Raw genomic sequence first — 23668 nt, 5'->3', positions numbered from 1 at the left:
GCAGAACGAGAAGACGAAGATGGAACGCTCACATATAGCCCGAGCCTGCGCGGTGGCGGCAGCGTCGATTCTTGGGTCATATGGGCTGATGGCTCATGCTCAGGACGCTGCTGCCGATGCAGCCAGCGGCACGCCAAGTCAGGCAACGCCTTCGAATCCCAATGCACGACAACGCGATGCAGCGAGCCTCGACGTCACGGTCAGTGCCAAGCGCCTGGATCGCGCCCGCAACGGACTGCTGCCCGAAACGGGGAGCAGCGTCTACCGGATCACTCAATCCGATATCGACAACATGCCGCAGGGCGCGAACACGCCGCTCAACCTGGTCTTGCTGCAGGCGCCCGGCGTGGCGAACGATTCGTTCGGCCAACTGCATGTGCGCGGCGAGCATGCGAATTTGCAGTATCGGATCGACGGCATCATGATTCCCGAGCCGATCAGCGGCTTCGGTCAATCGTTCGATTCGCGGATCGTCGATCAAGTCAACCTCGTGACAGGTGCGTTGCCCGCGCAATACGGCGACCGGACCGCGGGGATCGTCGACATTCGCACGAAGCAAGGCAACGCGGGCAACGGCGGCACGATCGACGTCTACGGCGGCAGCCATCAAACGATTCAGACGAGCGCTGAGCTGTTCGGCTCGAGCGGCCCGTTTAGCTATTACTTCACCGGCACGCTAGGCGAGAATAATCTCGGCATCGAAGCGCCCACGTCCGCCGCCAATCCCCTGCACGATCACACGCGCCAGGGCAACGGCTTCGGGTACCTGTCGTACATGATCGATCCGCTCACGCGCGTGAGCGTCATGTTCGGCGCCGCGGCCAATCATTTTCAGATTCCCAATACGCCGGGGTTGACGCCGGTCTTCACGCTGAACGGGACGCCTGCATTCAATTCGGCGAACCTCGACGAAACGCAGTCGGAGCTCAATAACTTCGCCGTCGTTGCGCTGCAGGGTACCAATGGAGCCGCGCTCGACTATCAGATCGCGCTCTACACACGCTATACGCGCACCCAGTTCAACCCCGATCCTGTCGGCGATCTGATCTTCGATGGCGTTGCGTCCCGCGACTTTCACAGCAATCAGGCCAATGGGCTGCAAGCCGATACGACGTACCGGCTCGGCGAAAAGCACACCGTGCGCGCGGGGATCATGCTGGAGCAGGAGCACGCGAGCTTCAACGATAGCGTCGCCGTGTTCTCCGTCGATGCAAACGGCAATCAGCTTTCGGATCGGCCGTTCACGATCAACGATTCGAACAGCAAGACGGGCTACCTATACGGGCTTTATCTGCAGGACGAATGGAAACTCACGAGCAAGCTGACACTGAACTACGGCGTACGCTATGACCGTGTGGATGAATTCGTTCAAGCGGGGCAGCTGAGCCCGCGCATCGGGCTCGTTTATCAGCCAACCAACGCCACGACGCTCCACGCAGGCTATGCCCGCTATTTCACGCCGCCGCCCATGGAGCTCGTCTCCGATTCGACCATCGGACTCTTCAACGGCACGACAAATCAAGCGGCAGGCTCGCAAAACGACCCGGTAAAGCCCGAGCGCAGCCACTACTTCGACATTGGTGTCTCGCAGCGCGTCACGTCCGACCTCACGCTGGGCCTCGACGCGTACTACAAGATCGCGCGTGACCTGATCGACGAAGGGCAGTTCGGCAATGCGCTCATCTTCACTGCGTTCAATTACGAGCAGGGCCGCGTCTATGGTCTCGAGTTCACGGCGAATTACAAGCACGAAAACATCTCGGCGTACGCGAACGTCGCTTGGAGCCGCGCACAGGGAAAGAACATCGAGTCGGCACAGTTCAACTTCGGCGCCGACGAGCTCGCATTCGCGGCCGGCAACTGGATCTATCTGGATCACGACCAGCGCGTCACGGCTTCGTTCGGCGGCGCCTACACACTGGGCCGAACGACGTTCACGCTCGACGGCATCGTCGGCAGCGGCTTGCGCAGCGGCTTCGACAATACCGACAGACTGCCGTGGTATTGGCAACTCAATCTCGGCGTAATCGAACATTTCAACGCGCCACTCATCGGCAAGATCGATGGCCGGATCGTGCTCATCAATGCGTTCAACAGCATCTATGAGTTGCGCGACGGCTCCGGCATCGGCGTGCAGGCGCCGCAGTTCGGCCCGCAACGCGCGATTTACGCGGGCATCACAAAACACTTTTAAGCATTTTCGGAGCAAAGCGTTATGAACGACTGGACTGGTATCGCCCACGCCGTAAGCGCGGGCGGCTGGGTGGTCTACCCGCTCAGCCTGCTCGCCGTCGCGGCGTTGACGATCATGATCGACCGTGCGTACGTCTTCTGGCGTTATGCGCGTATTCCGGGAGACGTATCGCTGCGGAGCAAACATCGGACTGGTGAAATCAGCGGCAACGAAATGGCGCATCCGCGCGCGAGTACATTGCCGGCAAGACATGCCTGGAGCCGTATCGACGCCATTCTCTCCGATCATGAAGAGACGCCGCTTTGGCGAACTGAAGCGCGAATCGAAACGGCAGCGGCGAATATCGAGCGCGACATGAGCCGCGGCCTCTGGCTTCTCGAAACGATCGTGACGGCCGCCCCGCTGCTCGGGCTGCTGGGGACGATCGTCGGCATGATGCGCTCGTTCCGATTGATTGGCGGAGACGGTCTCGTGAGCCCCGCCGGTGTGTCAGGCGGTGTCGCGCAGGCACTCGTCGCCACGGCGATAGGCCTTGTCATTGCGCTCGTCGCTCTTTTCGCGTTCAACTACTTTTCGCGGCGCATCGACCGCTTGATGGACGAGATCGAATCGCTTGCAAACGAACGGCTAGGCGACATTCGCCTTTCTCGCGAGACGGGCAACGCAGGAGCGCGGCCATGAAACTGCGCCGCTCTCGCGTGTCGAAGCGCGGGCGCATCGAAATCATTCCGATGATCGATGTCATGTTCTTTCTGCTCGCGACGTTCATGTTGACGTCGCTTGCAATGCAGCGCCTCGACTCCGTCCGCATCGATTTGCCGCGTGGGCAGTCGCAGCAGATGCCGGCGGATCGGCCGGTGACGCTGTCGGTCAATCGCGAGAATCGGATTTATATCAATCAGCAACCGGTTTCGCTCGATCAGATCGTCGGCAGCGTGAAGCGCCTCATCGGGCCCGATGGCGATCTCGTGGTGGCCGCCGATGACGGCGCATCTCATGGCATCGTCGTGCAAGCCATGCTCGAGGCGCGAAAGGCCGGCGCGAAGCACTTTCTCGTTGCCTTGCACCGTGAATAAGCGATGGGTCTCGTCTGACGCAGAACGAAGCAGCGCTTGGCGGCTCGTCGTTGCAGCGTTGCTGGCCTCGGCTGCGTGGGGTTTGTTTCTCTCGAACTCGAGGTGGCTTTTCTCCGGCAGCGAACCTTTGAGAAGCAGGGATGAACCGATCGACATGCGGCTGGTTGAATGGCCCGTCACGCCGCAAGATGCCGGGCACAACAGTGCAATTGCAAGGCCGCCGGATGCGGCAGCGCACGCGTTTCCTCGTCCCGCCGAGCAACCCACGCATCCCGTGGCCCGCCGGCATGAGGTAGCGCGAATTCCGTTGCTCAAAGCCGAGAACCCGCCACCTGTCCCGTCACCTGTCCCGCCGCCGACCACCGAAACGGTGCGGCGAACCGCAACGCCGGTGACGCCAAGCGTGTCGTCAACTCCAACGGAAAGCGCCGCCCCGCAGTCGAATGCAAGCGCAGCATCGCCGCTTGACGCTCAGCAATCGACAGAAGGCCATTCGGACGCACAGGCAAGCGGCCCTGCGCGCGTCGTCGCCCAACCCCTGCCCGACTTGCCGGACGATCTTCGTGAAGACGGTTACCAGTTCGTCGCGGTCGCGCGCTTCTTCATTCACGCGAACGGGACCTTCGATGTCGAACTGATCAAGCCGACACCGAATCCCCGCCTCAATCAGATACTCATCGCGACACTGCATAGATGGCGCTTCCTCCCAGCGACAGCGGCCGGGCATCCCGTCGAGAGTCGTCAGGATGTGCGGGTTCACTTCAACGTGGATTGAACGCAAGGAGGTGCGGGCGCCCGTTGGCTTCTAGAGTCGCGGTCGCGGAGATACCGAAATCCGCCAGGACCGCACCGATTCGCTTTTGAGATGGCTACGATCAGCGACAGTAAGCGAGCGTGCGGCGAGCCGATATTAGGATCTCGGCCGAGCGGCGGTCCAACGTTGCGTTGTGGCGGCATTGTAGCTACAATACAAGCGCCTCTCTGACAGGGGCTAATCCGCGGACTCACGCAACGAGACTTGAAGGTTCCCAAATGCTCGCTCTTGGCATTAAGACTACCGATGTGCGCGCGCGCATCGAACCCGAACTCAAGAAGGAAGCGGCGGACGTTCTCGCTCAGAACGGACTAACCATTTCCGAGGCGTTTCGGCTCTTTCTCAGGCAGGTAGTGATGACGAGAGGATTGCCGTTTGAGGTCCGCATCCCGAATGAGACCACCTTACGGGCGCTTCGAGAATCGGAGGAGATGAGGGGTCGCGCGCACTATCGGTCCTCCGAGGACCTGTTTGATGATCTCGACAAAAAGGACTAGCTTTCCGCGCGCGTTTGACAAGACTAAGGAGTTCCAAAAGGACTGGAAGCGGCTCACGCATTCCGGCGTCTTCAATATAAGGCGGTTGAAGGAGGCGATGTTACTCCTCATCGCAAACGAAGGGCCGCTGCCTCCGGAGTACCTCGATCACCCGCTTGCCGGCCCCTGGATACATCACCGCGAATGTCACATCGGCGGGGACTTCTTGCTCATCTACCGGTTAGAGGATGACGAAGTCGTATTTGTCCGCGCCGGCACACACGCTGATCTGTTCGAGTAGCGCGAAACCGGCCGCCCGAACGACCGGTTCGCGCTCACCTTCCCATGCCTCACCCCACCGACGTCTCACCCTCTCCGGGTTGTTTGCCCGGCTTATCGGCAGGTGACTGTTTGCGCTGCTTGTCCTCGCGTTCCGGCATACGACTCCGCTCGTCGTCGTTATGTTCAGCGGGCTTGGGATGCGCGAGATCGGGTTGTTGCGGCTTGTCATTCGTCGAACTCATATTGCCTCCTGCGAATTCGCTTTCACCGACCAGAGCAAAGCGAGCAACGAACGCGCCAGCCACGATAAGTCCGCCCCGACCCTACCGCAACCGCAAGCTCCATAGCGCATCCAGCACGTGCTGAGTCGGGCGATCGATGTCCTCGGCACTATGCGCGATGCCCAGTTCGCGCCAAAGGGCCGGCCGCAAGGGCCGCATCGCAATGCGAGGATCCTGGACCGGCGCAACTGCCTCCTGAGGAAGCAGCGCCGCACCGTAACCGGCCGCCACAAGGCTCCTGATGGCGTCGGTGAAATTAAGCTGGATTCGCGGCACCGGATGCTGGCCGCCGGACGCAAACCACTCGGCAGTCAGGCGCGAAAACCGAGTGCTCGAGTCGTTCAGTATCAGCGGCCGTGCCGCGAGCCATTGCGGCGTGACGCGAGCCGGGCACGTCCATCCCGCGGGCATGAACGCCATAACGGGGTCGCGCCGCCAAGGCTTGATCGTGAGTCCGTCCGTGGCCTGCTGAGGCAGCGCGACGAGGCCAACGTCCAGCGCACCTGACTTAAGTCGCGCCAGCGTTTCTTGCGAAGTCAGTACCGCAATCTGCACGTCGATGCCCGGATGATGGAGAGCAAGCAACTCCAACGCCCGCGGCAACAGATTCGCGATCGCACCCGTGGATGCGCCGAGCCGTACCCGCCCACCCTTTCCTTCGACCTGACGCTTTACATCCTGCAATGCCTGCTCGGCCTCGGCAAGCAGCCGTCGCGCGTATTTGACGAGCGTCTCCCCGACGGCCGACGGCCGCACCTGCCCTCGCTTGCGCGACAAAAGCGGTGCGCCGACTCGCTCCTCGAGATCGGAGATGTGAAGACTGATCGTCGGAGGAGCAAGGTGCAACGCCCGCGCCGCGTCGGCAAATGATCCGCAATCGGCGATGGCCACGAGCGTACGCAATCGATCGAGGCTGATCTCACGCATGTCGACGGAGTCCTCTTGGACTTAGTTCAGGATTACTGAATCGATCAATCAGCAAATTCAACTTTTCGCAATGTTACCTTCAATGGAAGATGGTTGCCTCAGAAGTCCTCACATCCATGAGGTCCCCCATCATGAACCAAAGAACGGGTATGAACGACGGCAGGCGGTGGGTCATCGCAATCCTGACCGCATTCGCTTTCGTGGCAGTTGTTTTGTCGATCACCGTCATCCGCACCGATGCGCCGTCGCGCGTTACCCACGTCGACGGCAGCAAACCGTGCGTCAGCACCGCCGCCGATGACGCACACGCGAGTCTTGAAGCGTTCTTTCAAAATCCCTCCGGCAACGACGTGCTGAAACAGGCGTCGCTCTCATGCTCGAAGTGATTGCCCGCATGCCGCCCGCCTGAACGGCGTTGCTTATAATGGCGATTCCACAGGGGAGAACCACGTCAATGAACGTGCGCGAGCTTTGCGAAGCCGACTTCGACCTCATTTGCCGCCATCGCGAAGAAATGTTTCGTGAAGCGGGGCGCAGCGAAGAGGTCTTACGGACAATGACGGAACACTTCCGGAATTGGCTCGCACCAAGGCTCAGAGACGGCCGCTATTTTGGCTTCATGCTCATGGAAGACGGGAAGGCCGTCGCCGGTATCGGTCTGATGGAACTCGACTGGCCACCGCATCCTTTGCATCCAGAGACGGACAAGCGCGGGTACGTCCTCAACGTCTACGTCGAACGGAGCTTTCGTAAGCGCGGCCTGGCGCGCGAGCTCATGCGGATGGCGGAAGCCGAGTTTGCGAAACGCGGCGTCGAATACGCCATCCTGCATGCGACTGAACAGGGGCGCAGCCTTTACTCGGGCCTCGACTGGGGCACAACGACGGAAATGGCCAAGTCGATCGGTTTACTTCAGAAAAACCAAAACTGATTTTTTTGTTTCCGCGATTTTTCGCTACGTATGCTCGATGACAGTATCGGTGCCTGACTGCTGGAACTGGCGCCGAATCCGATCGAGCATCACTCATGCGACTAGACATTTTTCGTTCCCTCTGGGGCTATCGCGGCGAAATGCGGACCGTGCTCGAAGAAGCAAGCGTGTCCGAACTCGCGGGGATCGAGGCCCGCCTGCCGCTGGAAGCGGAGGCTCGTGTCGCGCTCGCTAAATCACTCGCCGCATACGGGCTCGATTACATCGCCATTTGCTTTACCGACAGTGCCGTGCTCCCGCGCCAGCACGCGACGCCCGCGGAACATTTGCAGGACCTCGCGCGAAAGCTCGATTGGGCCTCGGAGCTTTCGCCGCGGTTCGTCAATGTGCTCGCGGGCAATGACAGATGGCCGCTCGCGCAACAGGTCGACTTCTTTGGCCGCGCATTGGAACTCGCTGTCCGGCACGGACAGTTCTGCAGTTTCGAAACGCATCGCGCGCGCTCGCTCTACAGCCCGTGGGTCACGCTCGACCTCATCCGGCAACTGCCGGACCTTCGCTTTACGAGCGACATCAGCCACTGGGTGGTGGTCTGCGAGCGCCTCCTCGATGACACGGCCGACGACCTCGCGCCGTTCGTCGAGCGCGTTCACCACATCCAGGCCCGCGTCGGATATGACCAGGGGCCGCAGGTGCCGCATCCGGCCGCACCGGAGTTCGCGGCCCAATTGGCGTTTCATCAGTCGCATTGGGCCGCCGTATGGCGTGCCCAAAAAGCGCGCGGCTACGAGTCCTCGACGCTGACGCCTGAATTCGGACCGGACGGATACCTGCACCATCTGCCGTTCACCGACGTCCCCGTCGCTGATCTGACGCAACTCAACGATTGGATGGCGCGGACGGAACGCTCTCATTTCCACCGCATCGTGAATATCGATCAAGAAGGAGCACTCGATGCAAGACGCTGACAACACGCTCGCCAAGCCGTCCAAACACTTCACGTCGGTGCCCGTCGTCGATATTTCCGGCCTGTTCAGCGACGACCTTTCATCACGCCAGGCCGTTGCCAGCAAGCTCGGCGAGGCGGCACGCAATGTCGGCTTTCTCTATATTTCGGGCCACGGCATCGAGCCCGACGTCGTGGAAGGGCTGCGGCAAGCGGCGCAACATTACTTTGCCCAGCCGCTCGACAAAAAGATGGAACACTACATCGGGGCCTCACGCAGCCATAAAGGTTTCGTTCCGGAAGGCGAAGAGATCTACAACAAGGGCAAACCCGACCACAAGGAGGCATTCGATATCGGCTTTGAAGTCCCGGAAGACGACCCGCTCGTGATCGCACGCACGCCCTTGCTCGGACCGAACGATTGGCCGTCGCTCGACGGGTTCCGGCCCGCCGTTCAACGCTATTACGCGCAGGTATTCGCACTGGGACGCCGATTGTTTCGCGGATTTGCGCTCGCGTTGGGCCTGCCCGAGGACAATTTCGAAGGCTTCGTGACACGGCCTCCTTCAAAGCTGCGCCTCATTCACTACCCGTTCGACGACGAGGCGCAGGACGCCCCGGGGCTCGGCGCGCATACGGACTATGAATGCTTCACGATCCTCCACGCGGACGCCCCCGGCCTCGAAGTCATGAATGGACGGGGGGAATGGATCGACACCCCGCCGATCCCGGGCACGTTCGTCGTCAATATCGGCGACATGCTCGAAGTCATGACGGCAGGCGCATTCGTCGCGACGGCGCATCGGGTGCGGACGGTGAAGGAGGAGCGCTATTCGTTTCCCCTCTTCTATGCGTGCGACTACCACACCCTGATCGAGCCTCTGCCCGCATTCGCAAATCGCACGGATGAATATGAGCCCATCACGATCGGTGAGCACATGTATTCGCAGGCGCTGCAGACCTATCGATACCTGCGGCGGCGCGTGGAAGAAGGCACGGCGGTTCTGCCGCCGCGGGCGCGCAAGCCAGCGAGCTTCGGACATTTGAAGAAGAACGCGCAGCCGAGTTGAACCGATCGGCGAGCGCTCGCCCCTGTTACGACAAACCGGAGAACCACTGATGAATTCGATGAAAAACGCTCGACGCAGCCTCGCCGCATTCGCCATTTCGACGGCGATGACGCTGACCGGCGCATCCGCCTTCGCGCAAACGGCGTCTGCCACGCTCGAGCCGGGCCAATTGAAGGTCGGCATGGAGATCACCTATCCGCCGTTCGAGTCATACGAGGGCGACAAGGTGGTCGGCTCGGACCCGGACCTTGCACGTGCGATCGCCAAGCAACTCAGCACGGCCCCGAGTTTTGTCGATACTCGCTTCTCCGGCCTTATTCTCGGTCTCAACGCACGCCATTACGATCTCGTCATCTCGGGCATGTACGTCACGCCGGAACGCGCGGCACAGGCGCAGGCGATCCCTTATGCGCAGACGGGCGCGGCGATCATGGTGCCAGCGAGCGGTTCGCTCAGGCCCAAGACGCCCGAGGATCTGTGCGGACTGCACGTCGGCCTCGAGCAGGGGACGACGTGGGTGGCACAGCTGCAGGCGCTTTCGAAAAACTACTGCAAGCCGAACGGCAAAGGCGAGATAACGGTCAGCGAATACCCGTCCGCCCCCGAAGTATTGCAAGCCTTGTTGTCGAACAACGTACAGGCACAGATGGAAATCGCAGGTGCCGCGCACGCGCTCGCGCAGAAATCGGGCGGCCGTGTCATCGTCGCGTCGACGGCGCTCATCTATCCGCAGACGCTTGGCATCTACATCAGAAAGGACAACAAGGCACTTTATGACCTCGTCAAAAACGCACTCGACCAATTGAAGACGAGCGGCGAATATGACGCGATACTGAAGAAGTACAGCCTCGCCTTGCCTCCCGCCGGCCAATCATCGTGATCGGCCATTGACAACTTTGGGCCGCCGCGCGTAGGGAGTTCTCATGCACTTCGACCTCAGCTATTTCCTGTCGCTGTTCGCGTTCCCGGCGTTCTGGCAGGCCTGCCTGACCGTCATCGAGCTGAGCGCATTGTCGTGGCTGCTCGGCCTTCTACTGGGTTTTCCGCTTGCCGCGGCCAAACGGTCCCGATCCCGATGGATTTCGGCGCCGGCCGCGGTCTACGTCTGGTTCTTCCGCAGCGTGCCGCTCCTCGTGCTGATTGTCTTCGTCTACAACTTGCCGCAGATGTTTCCGGCAACAGGCGTTGCGCTCTCGCACCCGTTCTTCTCCGGCCTCGTGGCACTCGTGTTGACCGAATCCGCCTATATGGCGGAGATCCACCGCGGCGGATTGCTCTCCGTATCGCGCGGTCAATATGAAGCCGCTGCCGCGTTGGGCATCGGCACCATCGGACGGCAACGTCTCGTGGTCGTCCCTCAGGCTTTCCGGATCGCCTTGCCGGCGCTCATCAACGAGTTCGTGACCTGCGTCAAGCTCACGTCGCTCGCCTCGGTTATTTCACTCACCGAGCTTTTGATGGTTGGCCAACGTCTCTACTCGCAGAACTTTCTCGTCATGGAGACGCTGTCGGCCATTGCCGTCTACTACGTGCTGATCGTGACCGTCTTCGGATGGCTGCTCCAGTATGTCGAGCGGCGGCTCGAACTCGCGCGGCGCAAGCCCCAGACGCTCGACGATGCGGCGCTCAGCGCCTTGCGCTCCGAGATCGCGGAGCCACGGGACACGCGTGCCGAATCGGAGCCGCGCGGCGCGCCGAGCGCAGTGATGATGAAAAACCTGCACAAGCGTTACGGCCACCACGAGGTGCTGAAGGGAATCGACCTCGAAGTGCGCACAGGGGAAGTCGTTTCCATCATCGGGCCGTCAGGCTCCGGGAAGACTTCGCTGATTCGCACGATCAACGCGCTGGAGACACTCGACGAAGGCGAGATCGTCTTGTTCGGGCAGGGGCTGATTGCCGCGGGAGACCGGCCGAACGCGCAGCGTGTACGCAAAGCCATCCTCGATATCGGAATGGTGTTCCAGAGCTTCAATCTTTTCCCGCACCGGACGATCCTCGACAACGTGACGCTCGCACCTCGCTTCCATAAGCGATTCAGCCGCGAAGCGGCTCAAGCGCACGCCGTCGCACTGCTCGACAAGGTGGGGTTGCTCGCGCATGTGCACAAGTATCCGCATCAGCTTTCCGGCGGCCAGCAGCAGCGTGTCGCGATAGCACGCGCGCTCGCCATGGAGCCCGCCGTCATGCTCTTCGACGAACCGACTTCAGCGCTCGATCCGGAGCTCGTCGACGATGTGCTCAGCGTCATCGACGAACTCGCGAAGGAAGGGATGACGATGATCATCGTCACACACGAAATGGACTTTGCGATGTCCGTTTCAGATCGGGTCGTGTTCATGGAGCACGGCAAGATCCAGTTCGACGGATCGCCGGAAGCGGTACGGACAGCCCCGGAAGGAGAACGTGTGCGGCGCTTCATGGGCATTTCGGCGCAAGCATATCCGGCCCCGGCGACACCGATTCTCAAGCAAGCTTAGCTGCTGGTCTGCGAGCGCAACGTCTCGCGAAACTTCTGCACGAGCGGCTCCCTCGCCCGCCCACGCCGCACGATCATCGAGAACGGCGCTTGATAGCCGAAGCTTGCCGGCGCGAGCGCGCGCAGGCGTCCGCGTTCGACCCAGGACTGCGCAAAGTGCTCGGGCAGGAAGCCGATGTAAGCGCCCGATAGGATCAGGATCAACTGGCCTTCCATGCTGTCGACAGTCGCCTCGCTGCGCTTGAAGCCATGCCGCGCCAGTTCCGTCTGGCTCCAGTAGGCGCGCCCGACCATGCGCTGTCGATTCAGGATCTCCGGCTGAATCCGCTCTTCGTCGAAGAGCGGATGGCTATCGCTGCAATAGAGCCAATGCTGCTCGCGGTATAAGGGATGGTAGACGAGCCCGTTCATACGCAATTGAAACGCGCCTATCGCCATGTCGAGCCGGTTGCCGAGCACGCTCAGTTGCAGCTCATAGGGGTTCTGAACGTTCAGATGCAAATGGACGGCAGGATGCTCGCGGGCAAACACGCCGATCGCGGCGGCGAGCGGCAGCGATGCATCGGTTACCGTCGCATCGAGCACGCCGAGCCGAAAGCTTCCGCGCAGATCGCCCTTCAAGCTAGCCGCATAACGCTCGAATCCCTCGACTTCGCCAAGCAGGCGCAGCGCTTCCTGGTGGAACTCCTCGCCCTTCGGCGTAAGGCTGAAGCCGCCGCGTCCGCGATGGCAAAGCACTACGCCGACCAACGATTCGAGCTGGCTCATATAGGTGCTGATCGCGGAGGTCGACAGGTTGAGCTCCTGTTGAGCCGATGCGAAGCCCTGATGACGGACCACGCAGGTAAAGATTCGCAGTAAGCGGGCTTCGGGCAAGACGGTGGTCAATCTGGGCTCCTTCGCACGACACGCGCTCGTCGCCGCGCGGCATAGTTTAGAAATAACTGAACTAAATTTTTTATGCCAGCGATTTGTCGTTGCCCGCCCACGTCGCACGATGACAGTTGCAAAACATGGGAATCGATCCGAGGACTGTCATGGGCAAACAGTTTTATCAGCCGTTGGGCGGACATGAAATGCCGCGCTTCGGCGGCATCGCGACGATGCTGCGACTGCCGCATCTTCCGTCGCCGAAAGGTCTCGACGCCGCCTTCGTCGGTGTGCCGCTCGATATCGGCACGTCGCTGCGGCCGGGCACGCGGTTCGGCCCGCGTGAAATCCGGACGGAATCCGTCATGATCCGTCCGTACAACATGGCGACCGGCGCGGCGCCGTTCGATTCGCTCTCGGTTGCCGATATCGGTGATGTGCCAATCAATACGTTCAACTTGTTGGATGCAGTCAGAATCATCGAGGAATCCTACGATCGAATCCTCGAACACGGTGTGACTCCACTGACCCTTGGCGGCGATCACACGATCACACTGCCGATTCTGCGCGCGATGAGGCGCAAGCATGGCAAGGTGGGCCTCGTGCACATCGACGCGCATGCCGACGTCAACGACCACATGTTCGGAGAGAAGATCGCGCACGGCACGACGTTTCGCCGCGCCGTCGAAGAAGGATTGCTCGATTGCCAGCGCGTGGTTCAGATCGGACTGCGCGCGCAAGGTTACGCGGCCGACGATTTCGATTGGAGCCGGCGGCAGGGATTTCGCGTCGTTCAGGCCGAGGAGTGCTGGCACCGGTCGCTCGAACCGCTGATGGCGGAAGTCCGGCTCAAGGTTCAGGGCGGCCCCGTCTACCTGAGCTTCGACATCGACGGCATCGATCCCGCGTGGGCACCCGGCACGGGCACCCCCGAGATCGGCGGCTTGACCACGATTCAGGCCATCGAGATCATTCGTGGATGTCAGGGGCTCGATCTCGTCGGTTGCGACCTCGTGGAAGTATCGCCACCGTATGACAAGACCGGCAATACGTCGCTGCTCGGCGCCAATCTCCTCTACGAGATGCTGTGCGTCCTTCCGGGCGTGAAGCGGCGCTGACGTTTGCCCGCGATTGAAGCGCCTCACCGAGGCGGGGCGCTTCAATCGCAAATCGCAGTGAGCAAGGGACAATCATGAACGTTGAAAACGGCTTCGCCGACGATCCGCAGGCGGCCGAGCGAAGGATCCGAGTCGAGTTGGCCGCACTCTATCGTCTCGTCGCGCATTTCCGAATGACGGACATGATCGACACGCATATCACCGCAAGATTGCCAGGACAGCGGCCGACGTTTCTCATCAACCGGTACGGCGTCTTGTTCCATGAGATGCGCGCCTCCGATCTGGTCAAGATCGATTACGAAGGGAACGTCATCGATGAACGAGCGCACGACGGATCAGATCGCTACCGCGTGAACGCGGCGGGCTTCACGATCCATTCGGCCATCCATATGGCGCGCGAGGATGTCGGATTCGTCGTGCATACGCATACGGCGGCCGGTATTGGCGTTTCCGCGCAAGAGCACGGGTTGCTGCCGATCAGCCAGCATGCGCTCAAATTCTATGGACGCCTCGGCTATCACGACTATGAAGGCATCGCGCTCGACCTGGGCGAGCGAGCGCGGCTCGTCGCCGATCTGGGTCCGCACAAGGCGATGATCCTGCGCAATCACGGCCTCATCGCGGTTGGTGCATCGGCGGCCGAAGCGTTTCACGAGATCTACTTCCTGGAGCGCGCGTGCCAGGCGCAAATCAGCGCGCTCTCGGGTGGCACGCGGCTGCGCACCCCACCGCAGGAAGTCTGTGAGCGAACGGCAAAGCAATTCGCCGACGATGACTCGGCCGGTATCATCGGGCTGGCCTGGCAGGCCGCGCTGCGGCTCATCGAAGACGACGTACCGGATTACCGTTCATAGACGATCCCCGCATGACAAAACTCGTTCTCGTCGGTCACGATTTCGACATTAACGGCTTGAGGTCCGCGATATTAGCCGCGGCGCCCGATTTGCACGTCTGCGTCTTCGGCGAGCCCGGCGCCACCGACGCAGAAGTCGCCGTTTGCTGGGACCCGCCCCACGGTGCGCTGCGCACGTTGCCGAAGCTGCGCCTCGTGCATGCAATCGCCGCCGGCGTGGACAACATCCTGGCCGACCCCGAGCTGCCTCGCGTTCCGCTCTGTCGAGTCGTGGACCCTGAGCAGGCGCGCGGGATGGCCGAGTTCGTGCTCTGGGGCGTATTGCATTTTCATCGGAAGTTCGATCGCGTTCTGGCCAATCAGCGCGATCGGCGCTGGGACATGCCGGAACAGCGACCCGCCGCCGAGGTTGCCGTCGGCGCAATGGGTCTCGGCCGCATCGGTGCGCACGTCGCCGCCACCGTCGCAAGCATCGGCTTTCGCGTCCGGGGCTGGAGCCGAACGCCGAAGACGCTGTCCGGCATCGAGACATTCGCCGGCTCGCACACATTGCCGAGTTTCCTCGATGGGCTGGACGTGCTCGTGTGCCTGCTGCCGCTCACACGGGAGACCGAAGGGATCGTCGGCGATGTCGTCCTGCGGCGATTGCCCCGGGGGGCCAAGCTGATCCATGTCGGCAGAGGCGAGCAGCTGGTCCTCGATGCGCTCGTCGCGGCCCTATCGGATGGCCACCTCGGCGGTGCGATCGTCGATGTCTTTCCCCATGAGCCGCTGCCGCCGCATGATGCCCTGTGGGGTGTACCGAATTTGATCGTGACGCCGCACATGGCATCGGCGGCCAGTCTCGATGCCATTGCGGGGCAGGTCGTCGACAACGTGCGTCGCTTGCAGAGAAGCGACTCGCTCATCCATCAAGTCGATGTCGAGCTCGGCTTTTGAAGCGTAGCGATTTGTTGCCGCGGATTGCCTTCTGGCAGTTGCGATCGAGACTCTGAACCCGACTACGACGAGCCACGAGCGCCTTCCAGGTGCCGCGCCAGGAAATCGACGAAGGCGCGAATCCTCGTCGACATCTGGTGCCGCTGCGCATAGACGGCATAGATGTCGGCGCTCGGCGTGTCATACCCCGGCAGAATAGCCACCAGACGGCCGTCGGCCAAGTACTCGTCGATGTCCCATTCGGCCCGCATCAGAATGCCGTGGCCGTCGAGCGCCCACTTCACGGCGATCTCGCCGTCGTTCGTCGTCAGGTTGCCGTTGATTCTCACGGTTTCGGTTTTGCGCGCGGCACCCCTGCCCGATGTGAGCCGCCATATGCCGTAGGCCTCGTCGCCCTGCCGGATACCGATGCAGTTGTGCTTGGCGAGGTCGCGCGGGCACGTGGGCATTCCATGTGAGGCGATGTAGGACGGCGCCGCGCAAAGAAGCCGGCGATTCGGCGCGAGCCTGCGCGCCACCACGCGTGTGTCCGGCGGCTCGCCAAATCGGATGCAGACGTCGAAAGCATCCTCGGTCAGCGGCGGCGGTGCCACCGATAACTGAAGTTGCACCGAAACCTGCGGATACTGGGCAACGAAGCGCGATATCGCCGGCCCGATGTGGCTTCGGCCAAAACCGAGCGTTGCATTGACGCGCAACAATCCCTTGGGGCTTTTCTTCGCACTGCCGAGCAATTCCGATAGTTCGCCAATTTCATCGAGAATGCGGCGCGCGTGCGCGAGATAGAGCTCGCCTTCCGGCGTGAGCATCATGCGCCGCGTGGTGCGGTTGACGAGCGCGACGCCGGCGCGCCGCTCCATTAACGCGAGCCGCTTGCTGACTGCGGCCGCTGTCAGCCCAAGCTCACGCGCCGCGGCACTGAGACTGCCCGAGGCCGCGAGCGTCGAAAAGAAGCTCAAATCGGACGGCAGAACGGTTTCGGACACGGCTCGACTTGTGAAATGAAGTTAAGAATGCTTTGAGTCTAGCATCGGTTACGTCATCCGGCGTTGCGTTAATTTGGAGTCCTGACGACAAAGTATCGAGGACTGACCAAATGAGGACGTATCGCATCGCGGCGATTCCGGGCGACGGCATCGGCAAGGAAGTCATTCCGGCCGGCAAACGCGTGCTCGAGGCACTTGCGAAGACCGCCGATAGCTTCACTTTCGAATTCGAGGATTTCGATTGGGGCGCCGATTATTACCGCCAGCACGGCGTGATGATGCCGGCCGATGGCCTCGACGCGCTGCGCGACAAGGACGCGATTCTCTTCGGCTCGGCCGGCGATCCCGACGTCCCCGACCACATCACGCTGTGGGGTCTGCGTTTGAAGATCTGCCAAGGGTTCGATCAGTACGCCAACGTGCGGCCAACGCGAATCCTGCCGGGCATCGACGCTCCGCTCAAACGCTGCAAGCCGGGCGATCTCGACTGGGTCATCGTGCGCGAGAACTCGGAGGGCGAATACTCCGGCATCGGGGGGCGCGTGCATCAGGGGCATCCGATCGAAGCGGCAACCGACGTATCCATCCTCACGCGCGCCGGTGTCGAGCGCATCATGCGTTTCGCCTTTCGGCTGGCGCAGTCGCGTCCGCGCAAGCAGCTGACCGTCATCACCAAAAGCAACGCTCAGCGGCACGCAATGGTCATGTGGGACGAGGTGGCACTACGGATCTCGAAAGAGTTCCCCGACGTGAAGTGGGACAAGGAACTCGTCGATGCGTCGACGGCACGCATGATCAATCGTCCTGCCTCGCTCGATACGATCGTCGCGACGAACCTGCATGCCGACATTCTCAGCGATCTCGCCGCCGCGCTCGCCGGCAGCCTCGGCATTGCGCCGACGGGCAACATCGATCCAGAGCGCCGCTATCCCTCGATGTTCGAGCCGATCCACGGCTCGGCATTCGACATCATGGGCAAAGGCCTCGCCAATCCGATCGGCACCTTCTGGTCCGCTGTCATGATGCTCGAGCATCTCGGCGAATTCGGCGCCGCCAAGCGGCTGATGCGCGCGATCGAAGCCGTCACGGCGAACCCGAAACTCCACACGGGAGATCTCGGAGGCAGCGCGACCACCGCGCAGGTTACCCAGGCCGTGTGCGAACTCATTGCGCACGCGAACAGTCAGGCAACCGTCTAGCGCGTAGCAGTCTCAGGCTGTTACGCACATCGCGCACGAACGGACGCCTGCCCGCAGCGGCAGGCGTTGCGGTTGGACAGAGCGCGCCTCTCGAAGGGGCGCGCCGCTAAAACTGAAACCTCCAAGGGAGGAGACATGAACATCGACCTCGAGCATCGCGTCTCGCGGAAATTGATGTGGCGGATCATTCCGTTCGTCATGCTGCTTTATTTCGTCAGCTTTCTCGATCGCGTCAACGTCGGATTTGCCGCGATGACGATGAACAAGGCCATCGGCCTCTCGCCGAGCGCATTCGGTCTCGGAGGCGGTCTCTTCTTCATCGGCTACTTCCTGTTCGAAGTTCCGTCCAACCTCATTCTTCATCGCATCGGCGCGCGCATCTGGATCGCGCGCGTCATGATCAGTTGGGGCATCGTATCCGCCGCCTCCGCATTCGTGGCTGGCCCCACGAGCTTCTACGCAATGCGCTTTTTGTTGGGCATCGCGGAAGCGGGATTCTTTCCCGGCATCATTCTCTATCTGAGTCTTTGGTTCCCGGTGAAGCAGCGTGCGCTAGCGGCCGCATGGTTCATGGCGGCGGCGCCCATCTCGACCGCGATCGGCTCTCCGATCTCGGGGGCAATCATGCAGTTGCCGTCGATGTGGGGGCTGGCCGACTGGCAAATGCTCTACATTCTCGAAGCGATGCCGGCCGTCTTGCTCGGATTCGCCGTGCTGAAGTTTATGACGGACAAGCCCTCGCAAGCGCAATGGCTGAGCCCCGACGAGCGCCGCTGGCTGATCGCAAAGCTCGACGCGGAAGGCGGCATGACAAAGGCCCAGTCTGGGCATACTGCCGGCGCGATGAAGGCATTGCGCGATCCGCGCGTCCTCGCGCTCGCGCTCATTTATTTCGGCACGTCGGCGGGGCTCTACACGCTCGGGCTCTGGGCGCCGCTGATGATTCGCCAGTTCGGCTTTACCCCGATGGAGACAGGGCTGATCAACGCTATTCCGAGCGTCTTGGCCGTCGTCGCGATGATCGTCTGGGCAAGGCACTCCGACAAATCGCAGGAACGCACCTGGCATGTCGTCATACCGTGCGCGCTGGGCTGCCTCGGTTTCATCCTCGCGGGGCAGGCCGGCACGGCCTTGTTCGTCGTGCTCGCGCTGGTCGTCGTCAACATCGGGATCAGCGCCGCGAAAGCACCACTCTGGGCCATGCCGAGCATGTTTCTGTCCGGTGCAGGCGCGGCGGCCGGCATCGCGATGATCAATTCGATCGGCAATCTGGGCGGCTTCGTCGGCCCGTTCGTGATCGGCGCGCTGAAGGTCGCGACGGGCGGCTATGCGGCGGGGTTGTATGTCGTCGGCGCAACGCTCGCAGTATCGGCGATCGTGACGCTGTTTCTGAGCCGCAAAGCCGGCCAGCGCGCCGCCATACCCGTTGCGAAGCATGATCATTGAGCAGAAAACGGGCCGACAAAACAGCACAGCGGCCACGGTGCACCGTCGCTCCGCCTTCCGATTACCAAATGGTTTTGACGTGCTTGTAGGCGCGAATTTTCTCGTCTCGCGTCACGAGCGGGACAGCCAGCTTACGCGCTGTCGCTACGATCATGCGGTCAGCGCGGTCCTTATGAAACTCGCCCGGCAGGTTTACCGCCTTGAGGCCGATTTCGACATCCACGGGCAGAAAGCGGACGGCCTCGATCGCAGATACGGTCGTGAGCCAGCTTGCTACGTCCATCGAGATAACCAACTTTTCGCGATCGACCAGCATCGCGATTTCCCACGCAGATATCGCAGACACCACGATCTGGCCACCGTCCAACTCTCGATCGATGGCCGTCTTAGCTTTTTTACTCAGAGCGTCATCACCGTTCGCCCGTCAAACCAGCGCGTGCGTGTCGAGAACGATCAACGATTAGCCTCCCACTCAACATCTACCGGCTCGGTCGGATCATCATAGCGGACCACCGAGCCGCGCAAAACGTCGAGCGGATTCCGTTCATCGCTGCGGTACGGCCGGACCTCCAACGTCGGCTTGCCGTGATCGGTCACGACGACACTCTCGCCGGAGGCCTCGACCTGGCGGAAAAATTCGAGCGCTTTCGCCTTGAACTCGGACTTCGAAACTTGATTAGCTTCCATCCACGCACCTATAGTCACCTGACCAGAGTCATAATTCGTAGCTCAATGTGACCACTCCGGCAAGTCATTTTGGCTTCGTCCGAGTGCAGCAGTAACATATCGGATCGATAAGCTCGACTGAATCGGCACTATGGAGGCCCCTGATGCGCCAAGCCCTTGAACACCTCGAAGTCGAGACCGACGGACGCGGGCTCGTCGAAATCACGGAGCAAGTCCGCGAGTTCGTCGATCGGCAGTCAGTCGACATCGGCGTTCTGACGCTCTTTTGCCGCCACACGTCGGCATCGCTGCTGATTCAGGAAAACGCCGATCCCTCAGTGCAGCGCGACCTCGAACGATACTTCGAAACGATCGCACCCGAGGACCCGAAGCGTTACGAGCACGGCACAGAAGGTACTGACGATATGCCGGCTCACCTACGCACGGCTCTGACGCAGGTTCAATTATCGATTCCGATCGAGCAGGGTCGCCTCGTGCTCGGCACTTGGCAGGGTATCTATCTGTTCGAGCACCGGCAGCGCGAGCATTCGCGTGACGTCGTGGCCCATATCATCGGGAATTGACGCGACGCATTCAAGGCGCGTGCGCGATATCGAATCCGGCAACGAGACTCGATATCGCGCATGCAGTGCTGTCAGCATCAGCGGCGAGACGCATCGCGCCGCGTTTTATTCTCAGGCGACCGCCACTTCCCGTTCCTCGTCTGCCCCGACGGTTTCTTGAGGCGCACTGCGAATCAGATGATCGAACGCGCCGAGCGCGGCTTTCGCGCCTTCGCCGACGGCGATGACGATCTGCTTGAAAGGCACGATCGTGACGTCGCCCGCGGCAAAGACGCCCGGCACTGACGTGGCTCCCTTCGCATCGACGACGATTTCCCCGCGCTCCGAGAGTTCGACCGTGCCCTTCAACCATTCCGTGTTCGGCACGAGACCGATCTGGACGAAAACGCCTTCGAGCGCCACGCGTTTCGCCTCACCGGTGAGCAGGTCCTTATAGACGAGGCCGTTCACCTTCGCACCGTCGCCTTCGATTTCGGTGGTCTGCGCACGCGTGACGACCGTCACGTTGGCAAGGCTCCTCAACTTGCGCTGGAGCACTTCATCGGCCCTCAGGCTCTCGCCGTACTCGATCAGCGTCACCTCGCGGACGATACCCGCGAGATCGATCGCCGCTTCGACGCCCGAATTGCCGCCGCCGATGACGGCGACGCGCTTGCCTTTAAACAGCGGGCCGTCGCAGTGCGGGCAATAAGCGACCCCGCGATTGCGGTACTCGCGCTCGCCGGGCACGCCGATCTCGCGCCACCGCGCACCGGTCGCAAGAACAATGGTCTTAGCCTTCAACACGGCGCCGCTCGCGAGGCGGACCTCGTTCACCGCGCCCGGAATCAACGCTTGCGCGCGCTGAACGTCCATGATGTCGACTTCGTACTGCTTCACGTGCTGTTCGAGCGCCGTGGCAAACTTGGGCCCTTCCGTCTCCTGCACGGAAACAAAATTCTCGATGGCCAGCGTATCGAGCACCTGACCACCAAATCGCTCGGCAACGACGCCCGTCGCGATCCCCTTGCGGGCCGCGTAGATCGCGGCAGCCGCCCCGGCCGGCCCGCCGCCGACGATCAGCACGTCGAATACGGGCTTGTTCTCGAGTGCTTTCGCCGCTTTCGCCCCGGCATTCGTATCGAGCTTAGCGAGAATTTCCTTCACGCCGCTGCGGCCCTGCCCGAACACTTCGCCGTTCAGGAACATCGTCGGCACGGCCATGACCTCGCGCGCCTCGACTTCCTGCTGGAACAAGGCACCGTCGATCGCAACATGCCGGATGCGCGGGTTGATCATTGCCATCACGTTGAGCGCCTGCACGACCTCAGGGCAGTTCTGGCAGCTCAGCGAGAAGTAAGTCTCGAATTGATAGTCGCCGTCCAGCTCGCGAATCTGCTGGATCACCGCATCGTCCAGCTTGACCGGATGGCCGCCCACCTGCAGCAGCGCCAGCACGAGCGAAGTGAATTCATGGCCCATCGGAATACCGGCAAAGCGGATACCGGCCGGCTTGCCAAGCTCGCCGATCGAGAACGACGGCTTGCGCGCATCGTCGCCGCGGCGTTCGATGACGGTAATGTGGTCCGACAAAGCCTCGATGTCACGGAGGAGTCCGATCAGCTCTTGCGACTTTGCAGTATCGTCGACCGATGCGACGATCTCGATCGGCCGCGTGACTTTTTCGAGGTACGTTTTCAGTTGCGTCTTGAGGTTGGCGTCGAGCATGGTTCGTCCGGTTGAGCTTTGCGAAGGGCGAGGGAGGGCCGCGGCGTCATCTCTTGGATGACGCCGCTCATGCAGCCTCGTGGGCTGCGGGGTACTGCTGCGAGCGATTAGATCTTGCCGACGAGATCGAGCGAGGGCTTCAGCGTCTCGGCGCCCGGCGTCCACTTGGCGGGGCAGACTTCACCCGGATGCGCGGCAACGTATTGCGCGGCCTGGACCTTGCGCAACAGCTCGCCCGCATCGCGACCGATGCCGTTGTCGTGGATTTCGCAGAGCTTGATCTGGCCTTCGGGGTTGATCACGAACGTGCCGCGCAACGCGAGGCCTTCTTCTTCGATCATGACGTCGAAGTTGCGCGTGATCGCGCCGGTCGGATCGCCGATCATCGGATACTTGATCTTGCCGATGGCGTCCGACGTGTCGTGCCACGCCTTGTGCGTGAAGTGCGTGTCGGTCGACACGCTGTAGATCTCGACGCCAAGCTTCTGGAATTCAGCGTAGCGGTCGGCCAGGTCGGCGAGCTCGGTCGGGCAGACGAACGTGAAGTCCGCCGGATAGAAGACGACGACCGACCACTTGCCCTTCAGCGTTTCGTCGGTAACGGTCACGAAATCGCCGTTGTGGAAAGCGGTGGCCTTGAACGGTTTGACTTGGCTGTTGATGATCGACATTTCGCCTGGATCCTCATGGTTGGGTGAAAGTGTGACCATTATGCAGTGCGACTATCGCATCGTGAATTCGATAATCTAAATCTATGCGATTGGCAAAACCTATCGAGCGGTCCCGGTTGTGCTGAGCCCCTAGTTTTTCTTGTGACAGTCTTCAGAATTTGCCGATTGTCGATACCGTTGAACTGCCCGATAGTCGTGCTCCGGACGACTTGGTCCGAACCATTCGATTGCAAAGGAGCATGTGACAAAGATGGCTCATTCACCCAACCGCCGTGCATTGCTGCTAGCCGCGGTCGCTGCACCCTTCGCGTTTGCGCTCGACGCACGCGCGATGTCAGGAGAAGACCGCGAACCGTCAAAGACCAAGCTGGCGGCGATCGAAAAGCAATTCGGAGGAAGGCTCGGCGTCTACGCCCTCGACACGGGTAGCGGTACGGAGATCCGTCATCGCGCGGACGAGCGCTTTCCATTTTGCAGCACGTTCAAGATGGTTCTCGCATCCGCCGTGCTCGCGAAGAGTGTCCAGGAGCCGGGCCTGATGGAGCGACGGATGCAATACGCGCAAAGCGATCTCGTCAGCTACTCGCCCATATCAGGCAAGCATGTCGCCGACGGCATGACGGTAGCCGAGCTTTGCCGCGCCGCCGTCGAATTGAGCGACAACACGGCCGCGAACCAGCTGATCAAACTGCTGGGCGGGCCCGCCGCCGTGACCGCATTCGCGCGCTCGATCGGCGACAACACGTTCCGGCTCGATCGCTGGGAAACCGAGCTCAATACCGCGATACCGGACGACCCGCGCGATACCACGACGCCGAGGGCTATGGCGCACACGCTCCAAGCCGTGGCGCTCGGCAACGCGCTCCCCGAAACGCAACGCGATGCGCTCCAGACGTGGCTGCGCGGATGTCAGACCGGCGCGAAGCGAATCAGGGCCGCGGTGCCGGCCGGTTGGGATGTCGGCGATAAGACAGGCACGGGCGACCGCGGAACGGCCAACGACATTGCGGTCATCTGGCCTCCCTCACGCAAACCGATCGTCGTGGTCATTTATCACACTCAGGAAAAGCCTGACACGCGGGGACGCGATGAGGCCATCGCTGACGCCGCGCGCGTCGTGGTCGCCCAATTGCATCGGCCGAGCTAACCCTGC

General features: G+C 61.5%; 27 protein-coding genes. 19 read left to right on the top strand and 8 right to left on the bottom strand.

The window, feature by feature from the left end; all coding sequences use genetic code 11:
• Positions 1 to 88 precede the first annotated feature (88 nt).
• From AB4Y31_RS21580 to AB4Y31_RS21555, 6 genes are all read left to right on the top strand, one after another.
• Positions 89 to 2194 (top strand): TonB-dependent receptor, encoded by a 2106-nt coding sequence (locus AB4Y31_RS21580; protein ID WP_368675940.1) that lies wholly within the window; start codon positions 89 to 91, stop codon positions 2192 to 2194.
• Positions 2195 to 2215: 21 nt separating this feature from the next.
• Entirely contained in the window at positions 2216 to 2875 is a 660-nt protein-coding gene (locus AB4Y31_RS21575) for a MotA/TolQ/ExbB proton channel family protein (protein WP_368675706.1), read from the top strand.
• Entirely contained in the window at positions 2872 to 3270 is a 399-nt protein-coding gene (locus tag AB4Y31_RS21570) for an ExbD/TolR family protein (RefSeq protein WP_368675705.1), read from the top strand. Before AB4Y31_RS21575 ends, AB4Y31_RS21570 begins: the two co-directional genes overlap by 4 nt.
• Positions 3271 to 3673: 403 nt before the next feature.
• The gene (locus AB4Y31_RS21565) at positions 3674 to 4045 is read left to right on the top strand and encodes an energy transducer TonB (protein ID WP_368675704.1); all 372 of its coding nucleotides are present in this window, start codon (positions 3674 to 3676) and stop codon (positions 4043 to 4045) included.
• 257 nt (positions 4046 to 4302) lie between these two features.
• Entirely contained in the window at positions 4303 to 4581 is a 279-nt protein-coding gene (locus tag AB4Y31_RS21560) for a type II toxin-antitoxin system RelB/DinJ family antitoxin (protein ID WP_368675703.1), read from the top strand.
• Complete coding sequence (locus AB4Y31_RS21555) at positions 4559 to 4861, top strand: type II toxin-antitoxin system YafQ family toxin (RefSeq protein ID WP_368675702.1); 303 nt, start codon at positions 4559 to 4561, stop codon at positions 4859 to 4861. The genes AB4Y31_RS21560 and AB4Y31_RS21555 overlap by 23 nt, the downstream gene beginning before the upstream one ends.
• A gap of 49 nt (positions 4862 to 4910) precedes the next feature.
• Here AB4Y31_RS21555 and AB4Y31_RS21550 read toward each other — a convergent pair whose 3' ends face one another.
• Complete coding sequence (locus tag AB4Y31_RS21550; RefSeq protein ID WP_368675701.1) at positions 4911 to 5084, bottom strand: hypothetical protein; 174 nt, start codon at positions 5082 to 5084, stop codon at positions 4911 to 4913.
• 81 nt (positions 5085 to 5165) lie between these two features.
• Positions 5166 to 6050: a LysR family transcriptional regulator gene (locus AB4Y31_RS21545; RefSeq protein ID WP_368675700.1), complete on the bottom strand. Its 885-nt coding sequence runs from the start codon at positions 6048 to 6050 to the stop codon at positions 5166 to 5168.
• A 131-nt stretch (positions 6051 to 6181) separates the two neighbouring features.
• Between AB4Y31_RS21545 and AB4Y31_RS21540 the strand changes: the two genes are divergently transcribed.
• The 6 genes from AB4Y31_RS21540 (at position 6182) to AB4Y31_RS21515 (ending at position 11477) form a co-directional block, all read left to right on the top strand.
• Complete coding sequence (locus AB4Y31_RS21540; protein WP_368675699.1) at positions 6182 to 6436, top strand: hypothetical protein; 255 nt, start codon at positions 6182 to 6184, stop codon at positions 6434 to 6436.
• Positions 6437 to 6504: 68 nt separating this feature from the next.
• A complete protein-coding gene (locus AB4Y31_RS21535) occupies positions 6505 to 6981 on the top strand; it encodes a GNAT family N-acetyltransferase (RefSeq protein ID WP_368675698.1) in 477 nt (158 codons plus the stop codon).
• Between the two features lie 95 nt (positions 6982 to 7076).
• Positions 7077 to 7949, top strand: coding sequence for a sugar phosphate isomerase/epimerase family protein (locus AB4Y31_RS21530; RefSeq protein ID WP_368675697.1), 873 nt, complete (start codon positions 7077 to 7079; stop codon positions 7947 to 7949).
• On the top strand, positions 7936 to 8997 hold the full coding sequence (locus AB4Y31_RS21525) for an isopenicillin N synthase family dioxygenase (RefSeq protein ID WP_368675696.1): 1062 nt from the start codon (positions 7936 to 7938) through the stop codon (positions 8995 to 8997). Before AB4Y31_RS21530 ends, AB4Y31_RS21525 begins: the two co-directional genes overlap by 14 nt.
• Positions 8998 to 9046: 49 nt before the next feature.
• Entirely contained in the window at positions 9047 to 9877 is an 831-nt protein-coding gene (locus AB4Y31_RS21520) for an ABC transporter substrate-binding protein (RefSeq protein WP_368675695.1), read from the top strand.
• Positions 9878 to 9920: 43 nt separating this feature from the next.
• A complete protein-coding gene (locus AB4Y31_RS21515; protein ID WP_368675694.1) occupies positions 9921 to 11477 on the top strand; it encodes an amino acid ABC transporter permease/ATP-binding protein in 1557 nt (518 codons plus the stop codon).
• On the opposite strand, the gene AB4Y31_RS21510 is transcribed toward AB4Y31_RS21515, so the two are convergent.
• Complete coding sequence (locus AB4Y31_RS21510; protein ID WP_368675693.1) at positions 11474 to 12364, bottom strand: LysR family transcriptional regulator; 891 nt, start codon at positions 12362 to 12364, stop codon at positions 11474 to 11476. The two genes, AB4Y31_RS21515 and AB4Y31_RS21510, sit on opposite strands and share 4 nt — an antisense overlap.
• 149 nt (positions 12365 to 12513) lie before the next feature.
• Between AB4Y31_RS21510 and speB the strand changes: the two genes are divergently transcribed.
• From speB to AB4Y31_RS21495, 3 genes are all read left to right on the top strand, one after another.
• Entirely contained in the window at positions 12514 to 13464 is a 951-nt protein-coding gene (speB, locus tag AB4Y31_RS21505; protein ID WP_368675692.1) for an agmatinase, read from the top strand.
• Between the two features lie 74 nt (positions 13465 to 13538).
• A complete protein-coding gene (locus tag AB4Y31_RS21500; protein ID WP_368675691.1) occupies positions 13539 to 14318 on the top strand; it encodes a class II aldolase/adducin family protein in 780 nt (259 codons plus the stop codon).
• Positions 14319 to 14329: 11 nt separating this feature from the next.
• On the top strand, positions 14330 to 15256 hold the full coding sequence (locus tag AB4Y31_RS21495; protein WP_368675690.1) for a 2-hydroxyacid dehydrogenase: 927 nt from the start codon (positions 14330 to 14332) through the stop codon (positions 15254 to 15256).
• Positions 15257 to 15318: 62 nt separating this feature from the next.
• Here the strand turns inward: AB4Y31_RS21495 and AB4Y31_RS21490 are convergent, their stop codons facing one another.
• Entirely contained in the window at positions 15319 to 16242 is a 924-nt protein-coding gene (locus AB4Y31_RS21490) for a LysR substrate-binding domain-containing protein (RefSeq protein WP_368675689.1), read from the bottom strand.
• Between the two features lie 110 nt (positions 16243 to 16352).
• On the opposite strand from AB4Y31_RS21490, the gene AB4Y31_RS21485 reads away from it, so the two are divergent.
• Entirely contained in the window at positions 16353 to 17441 is a 1089-nt protein-coding gene (locus tag AB4Y31_RS21485; protein WP_368675688.1) for a tartrate dehydrogenase, read from the top strand.
• 135 nt (positions 17442 to 17576) lie between these two features.
• Positions 17577 to 18887: an MFS transporter gene (locus AB4Y31_RS21480; RefSeq protein WP_368675687.1), complete on the top strand. Its 1311-nt coding sequence runs from the start codon at positions 17577 to 17579 to the stop codon at positions 18885 to 18887.
• 61 nt (positions 18888 to 18948) lie between these two features.
• Here the strand turns inward: AB4Y31_RS21480 and AB4Y31_RS21475 are convergent, their stop codons facing one another.
• Positions 18949 to 19290: a type II toxin-antitoxin system VapC family toxin gene (locus AB4Y31_RS21475; RefSeq protein ID WP_368675939.1), complete on the bottom strand. Its 342-nt coding sequence runs from the start codon at positions 19288 to 19290 to the stop codon at positions 18949 to 18951.
• Between the two features lie 50 nt (positions 19291 to 19340).
• Positions 19341 to 19574 (bottom strand): type II toxin-antitoxin system Phd/YefM family antitoxin, encoded by a 234-nt coding sequence (locus tag AB4Y31_RS21470; RefSeq protein ID WP_018444280.1) that lies wholly within the window; start codon positions 19572 to 19574, stop codon positions 19341 to 19343.
• Between the two features lie 143 nt (positions 19575 to 19717).
• On the opposite strand from AB4Y31_RS21470, the gene AB4Y31_RS21465 reads away from it, so the two are divergent.
• Positions 19718 to 20137, top strand: a complete 420-nt coding sequence (locus tag AB4Y31_RS21465) for a secondary thiamine-phosphate synthase enzyme YjbQ (RefSeq protein ID WP_368675686.1) — start codon at positions 19718 to 19720, stop codon at positions 20135 to 20137.
• Between the two features lie 111 nt (positions 20138 to 20248).
• On the opposite strand, the gene ahpF is transcribed toward AB4Y31_RS21465, so the two are convergent.
• A complete protein-coding gene (ahpF, locus tag AB4Y31_RS21460; protein ID WP_368675685.1) occupies positions 20249 to 21844 on the bottom strand; it encodes an alkyl hydroperoxide reductase subunit F in 1596 nt (531 codons plus the stop codon).
• A gap of 107 nt (positions 21845 to 21951) precedes the next feature.
• Positions 21952 to 22515: an alkyl hydroperoxide reductase subunit C gene (ahpC, locus tag AB4Y31_RS21455; RefSeq protein ID WP_018444283.1), complete on the bottom strand. Its 564-nt coding sequence runs from the start codon at positions 22513 to 22515 to the stop codon at positions 21952 to 21954.
• Between the two features lie 250 nt (positions 22516 to 22765).
• On the opposite strand from ahpC, the gene bla reads away from it, so the two are divergent.
• Positions 22766 to 23662, top strand: coding sequence for a class A beta-lactamase (bla, locus tag AB4Y31_RS21450; protein WP_368675684.1), 897 nt, complete (start codon positions 22766 to 22768; stop codon positions 23660 to 23662).
• Positions 23663 to 23668: the final 6 nt, after the last annotated feature.

Origin of the sequence: Trinickia sp. EG282A (genome assembly GCF_040965455.1) — a bacterium.
GTDB classification, from domain to species: domain Bacteria; phylum Pseudomonadota; class Gammaproteobacteria; order Burkholderiales; family Burkholderiaceae; genus Trinickia; species Trinickia symbiotica.
This window is presented reverse-complemented; position numbering and strand designations above follow the sequence as displayed.

What these genes read in the sequence shown, in the direction of transcription:
- AB4Y31_RS21530 (WP_368675697.1), top strand. Translation starts at nt 7,077, where the DNA reads ATGCGACTAGACATTTTTCGTTCCCTCTGGGGCTATCGCGGCGAAATG.
- AB4Y31_RS21480 (WP_368675687.1), top strand. Translation starts at nt 17,577, where the DNA reads ATGAACATCGACCTCGAGCATCGCGTCTCGCGGAAATTGATGTGGCGG.
- ahpC (WP_018444283.1), bottom strand. Translation starts at nt 22,515, where the DNA reads ATGTCGATCATCAACAGCCAAGTCAAACCGTTCAAGGCCACCGCTTTC.
- AB4Y31_RS21525 (WP_368675696.1), top strand. Translation starts at nt 7,936, where the DNA reads ATGCAAGACGCTGACAACACGCTCGCCAAGCCGTCCAAACACTTCACG.
- AB4Y31_RS21515 (WP_368675694.1), top strand. Translation starts at nt 9,921, where the DNA reads ATGCACTTCGACCTCAGCTATTTCCTGTCGCTGTTCGCGTTCCCGGCG.
- AB4Y31_RS21550 (WP_368675701.1), bottom strand. Translation starts at nt 5,084, where the DNA reads ATGAGTTCGACGAATGACAAGCCGCAACAACCCGATCTCGCGCATCCC.
- AB4Y31_RS21485 (WP_368675688.1), top strand. Translation starts at nt 16,353, where the DNA reads ATGAGGACGTATCGCATCGCGGCGATTCCGGGCGACGGCATCGGCAAG.
- AB4Y31_RS21470 (WP_018444280.1), bottom strand. Translation starts at nt 19,574, where the DNA reads ATGGAAGCTAATCAAGTTTCGAAGTCCGAGTTCAAGGCGAAAGCGCTC.
- AB4Y31_RS21560 (WP_368675703.1), top strand. Translation starts at nt 4,303, where the DNA reads ATGCTCGCTCTTGGCATTAAGACTACCGATGTGCGCGCGCGCATCGAA.
- AB4Y31_RS21535 (WP_368675698.1), top strand. Translation starts at nt 6,505, where the DNA reads ATGAACGTGCGCGAGCTTTGCGAAGCCGACTTCGACCTCATTTGCCGC.
- AB4Y31_RS21500 (WP_368675691.1), top strand. Translation starts at nt 13,539, where the DNA reads ATGAACGTTGAAAACGGCTTCGCCGACGATCCGCAGGCGGCCGAGCGA.
- AB4Y31_RS21495 (WP_368675690.1), top strand. Translation starts at nt 14,330, where the DNA reads ATGACAAAACTCGTTCTCGTCGGTCACGATTTCGACATTAACGGCTTG.
- AB4Y31_RS21545 (WP_368675700.1), bottom strand. Translation starts at nt 6,050, where the DNA reads ATGCGTGAGATCAGCCTCGATCGATTGCGTACGCTCGTGGCCATCGCC.
- AB4Y31_RS21570 (WP_368675705.1), top strand. Translation starts at nt 2,872, where the DNA reads ATGAAACTGCGCCGCTCTCGCGTGTCGAAGCGCGGGCGCATCGAAATC.
- speB (WP_368675692.1), top strand. Translation starts at nt 12,514, where the DNA reads ATGGGCAAACAGTTTTATCAGCCGTTGGGCGGACATGAAATGCCGCGC.
- bla (WP_368675684.1), top strand. Translation starts at nt 22,766, where the DNA reads ATGGCTCATTCACCCAACCGCCGTGCATTGCTGCTAGCCGCGGTCGCT.
- AB4Y31_RS21555 (WP_368675702.1), top strand. Translation starts at nt 4,559, where the DNA reads ATGATCTCGACAAAAAGGACTAGCTTTCCGCGCGCGTTTGACAAGACT.
- AB4Y31_RS21520 (WP_368675695.1), top strand. Translation starts at nt 9,047, where the DNA reads ATGAATTCGATGAAAAACGCTCGACGCAGCCTCGCCGCATTCGCCATT.
- ahpF (WP_368675685.1), bottom strand. Translation starts at nt 21,844, where the DNA reads ATGCTCGACGCCAACCTCAAGACGCAACTGAAAACGTACCTCGAAAAA.
- AB4Y31_RS21580 (WP_368675940.1), top strand. Translation starts at nt 89, where the DNA reads ATGGCTCATGCTCAGGACGCTGCTGCCGATGCAGCCAGCGGCACGCCA.
- AB4Y31_RS21465 (WP_368675686.1), top strand. Translation starts at nt 19,718, where the DNA reads ATGCGCCAAGCCCTTGAACACCTCGAAGTCGAGACCGACGGACGCGGG.
- AB4Y31_RS21575 (WP_368675706.1), top strand. Translation starts at nt 2,216, where the DNA reads ATGAACGACTGGACTGGTATCGCCCACGCCGTAAGCGCGGGCGGCTGG.
- AB4Y31_RS21540 (WP_368675699.1), top strand. Translation starts at nt 6,182, where the DNA reads ATGAACCAAAGAACGGGTATGAACGACGGCAGGCGGTGGGTCATCGCA.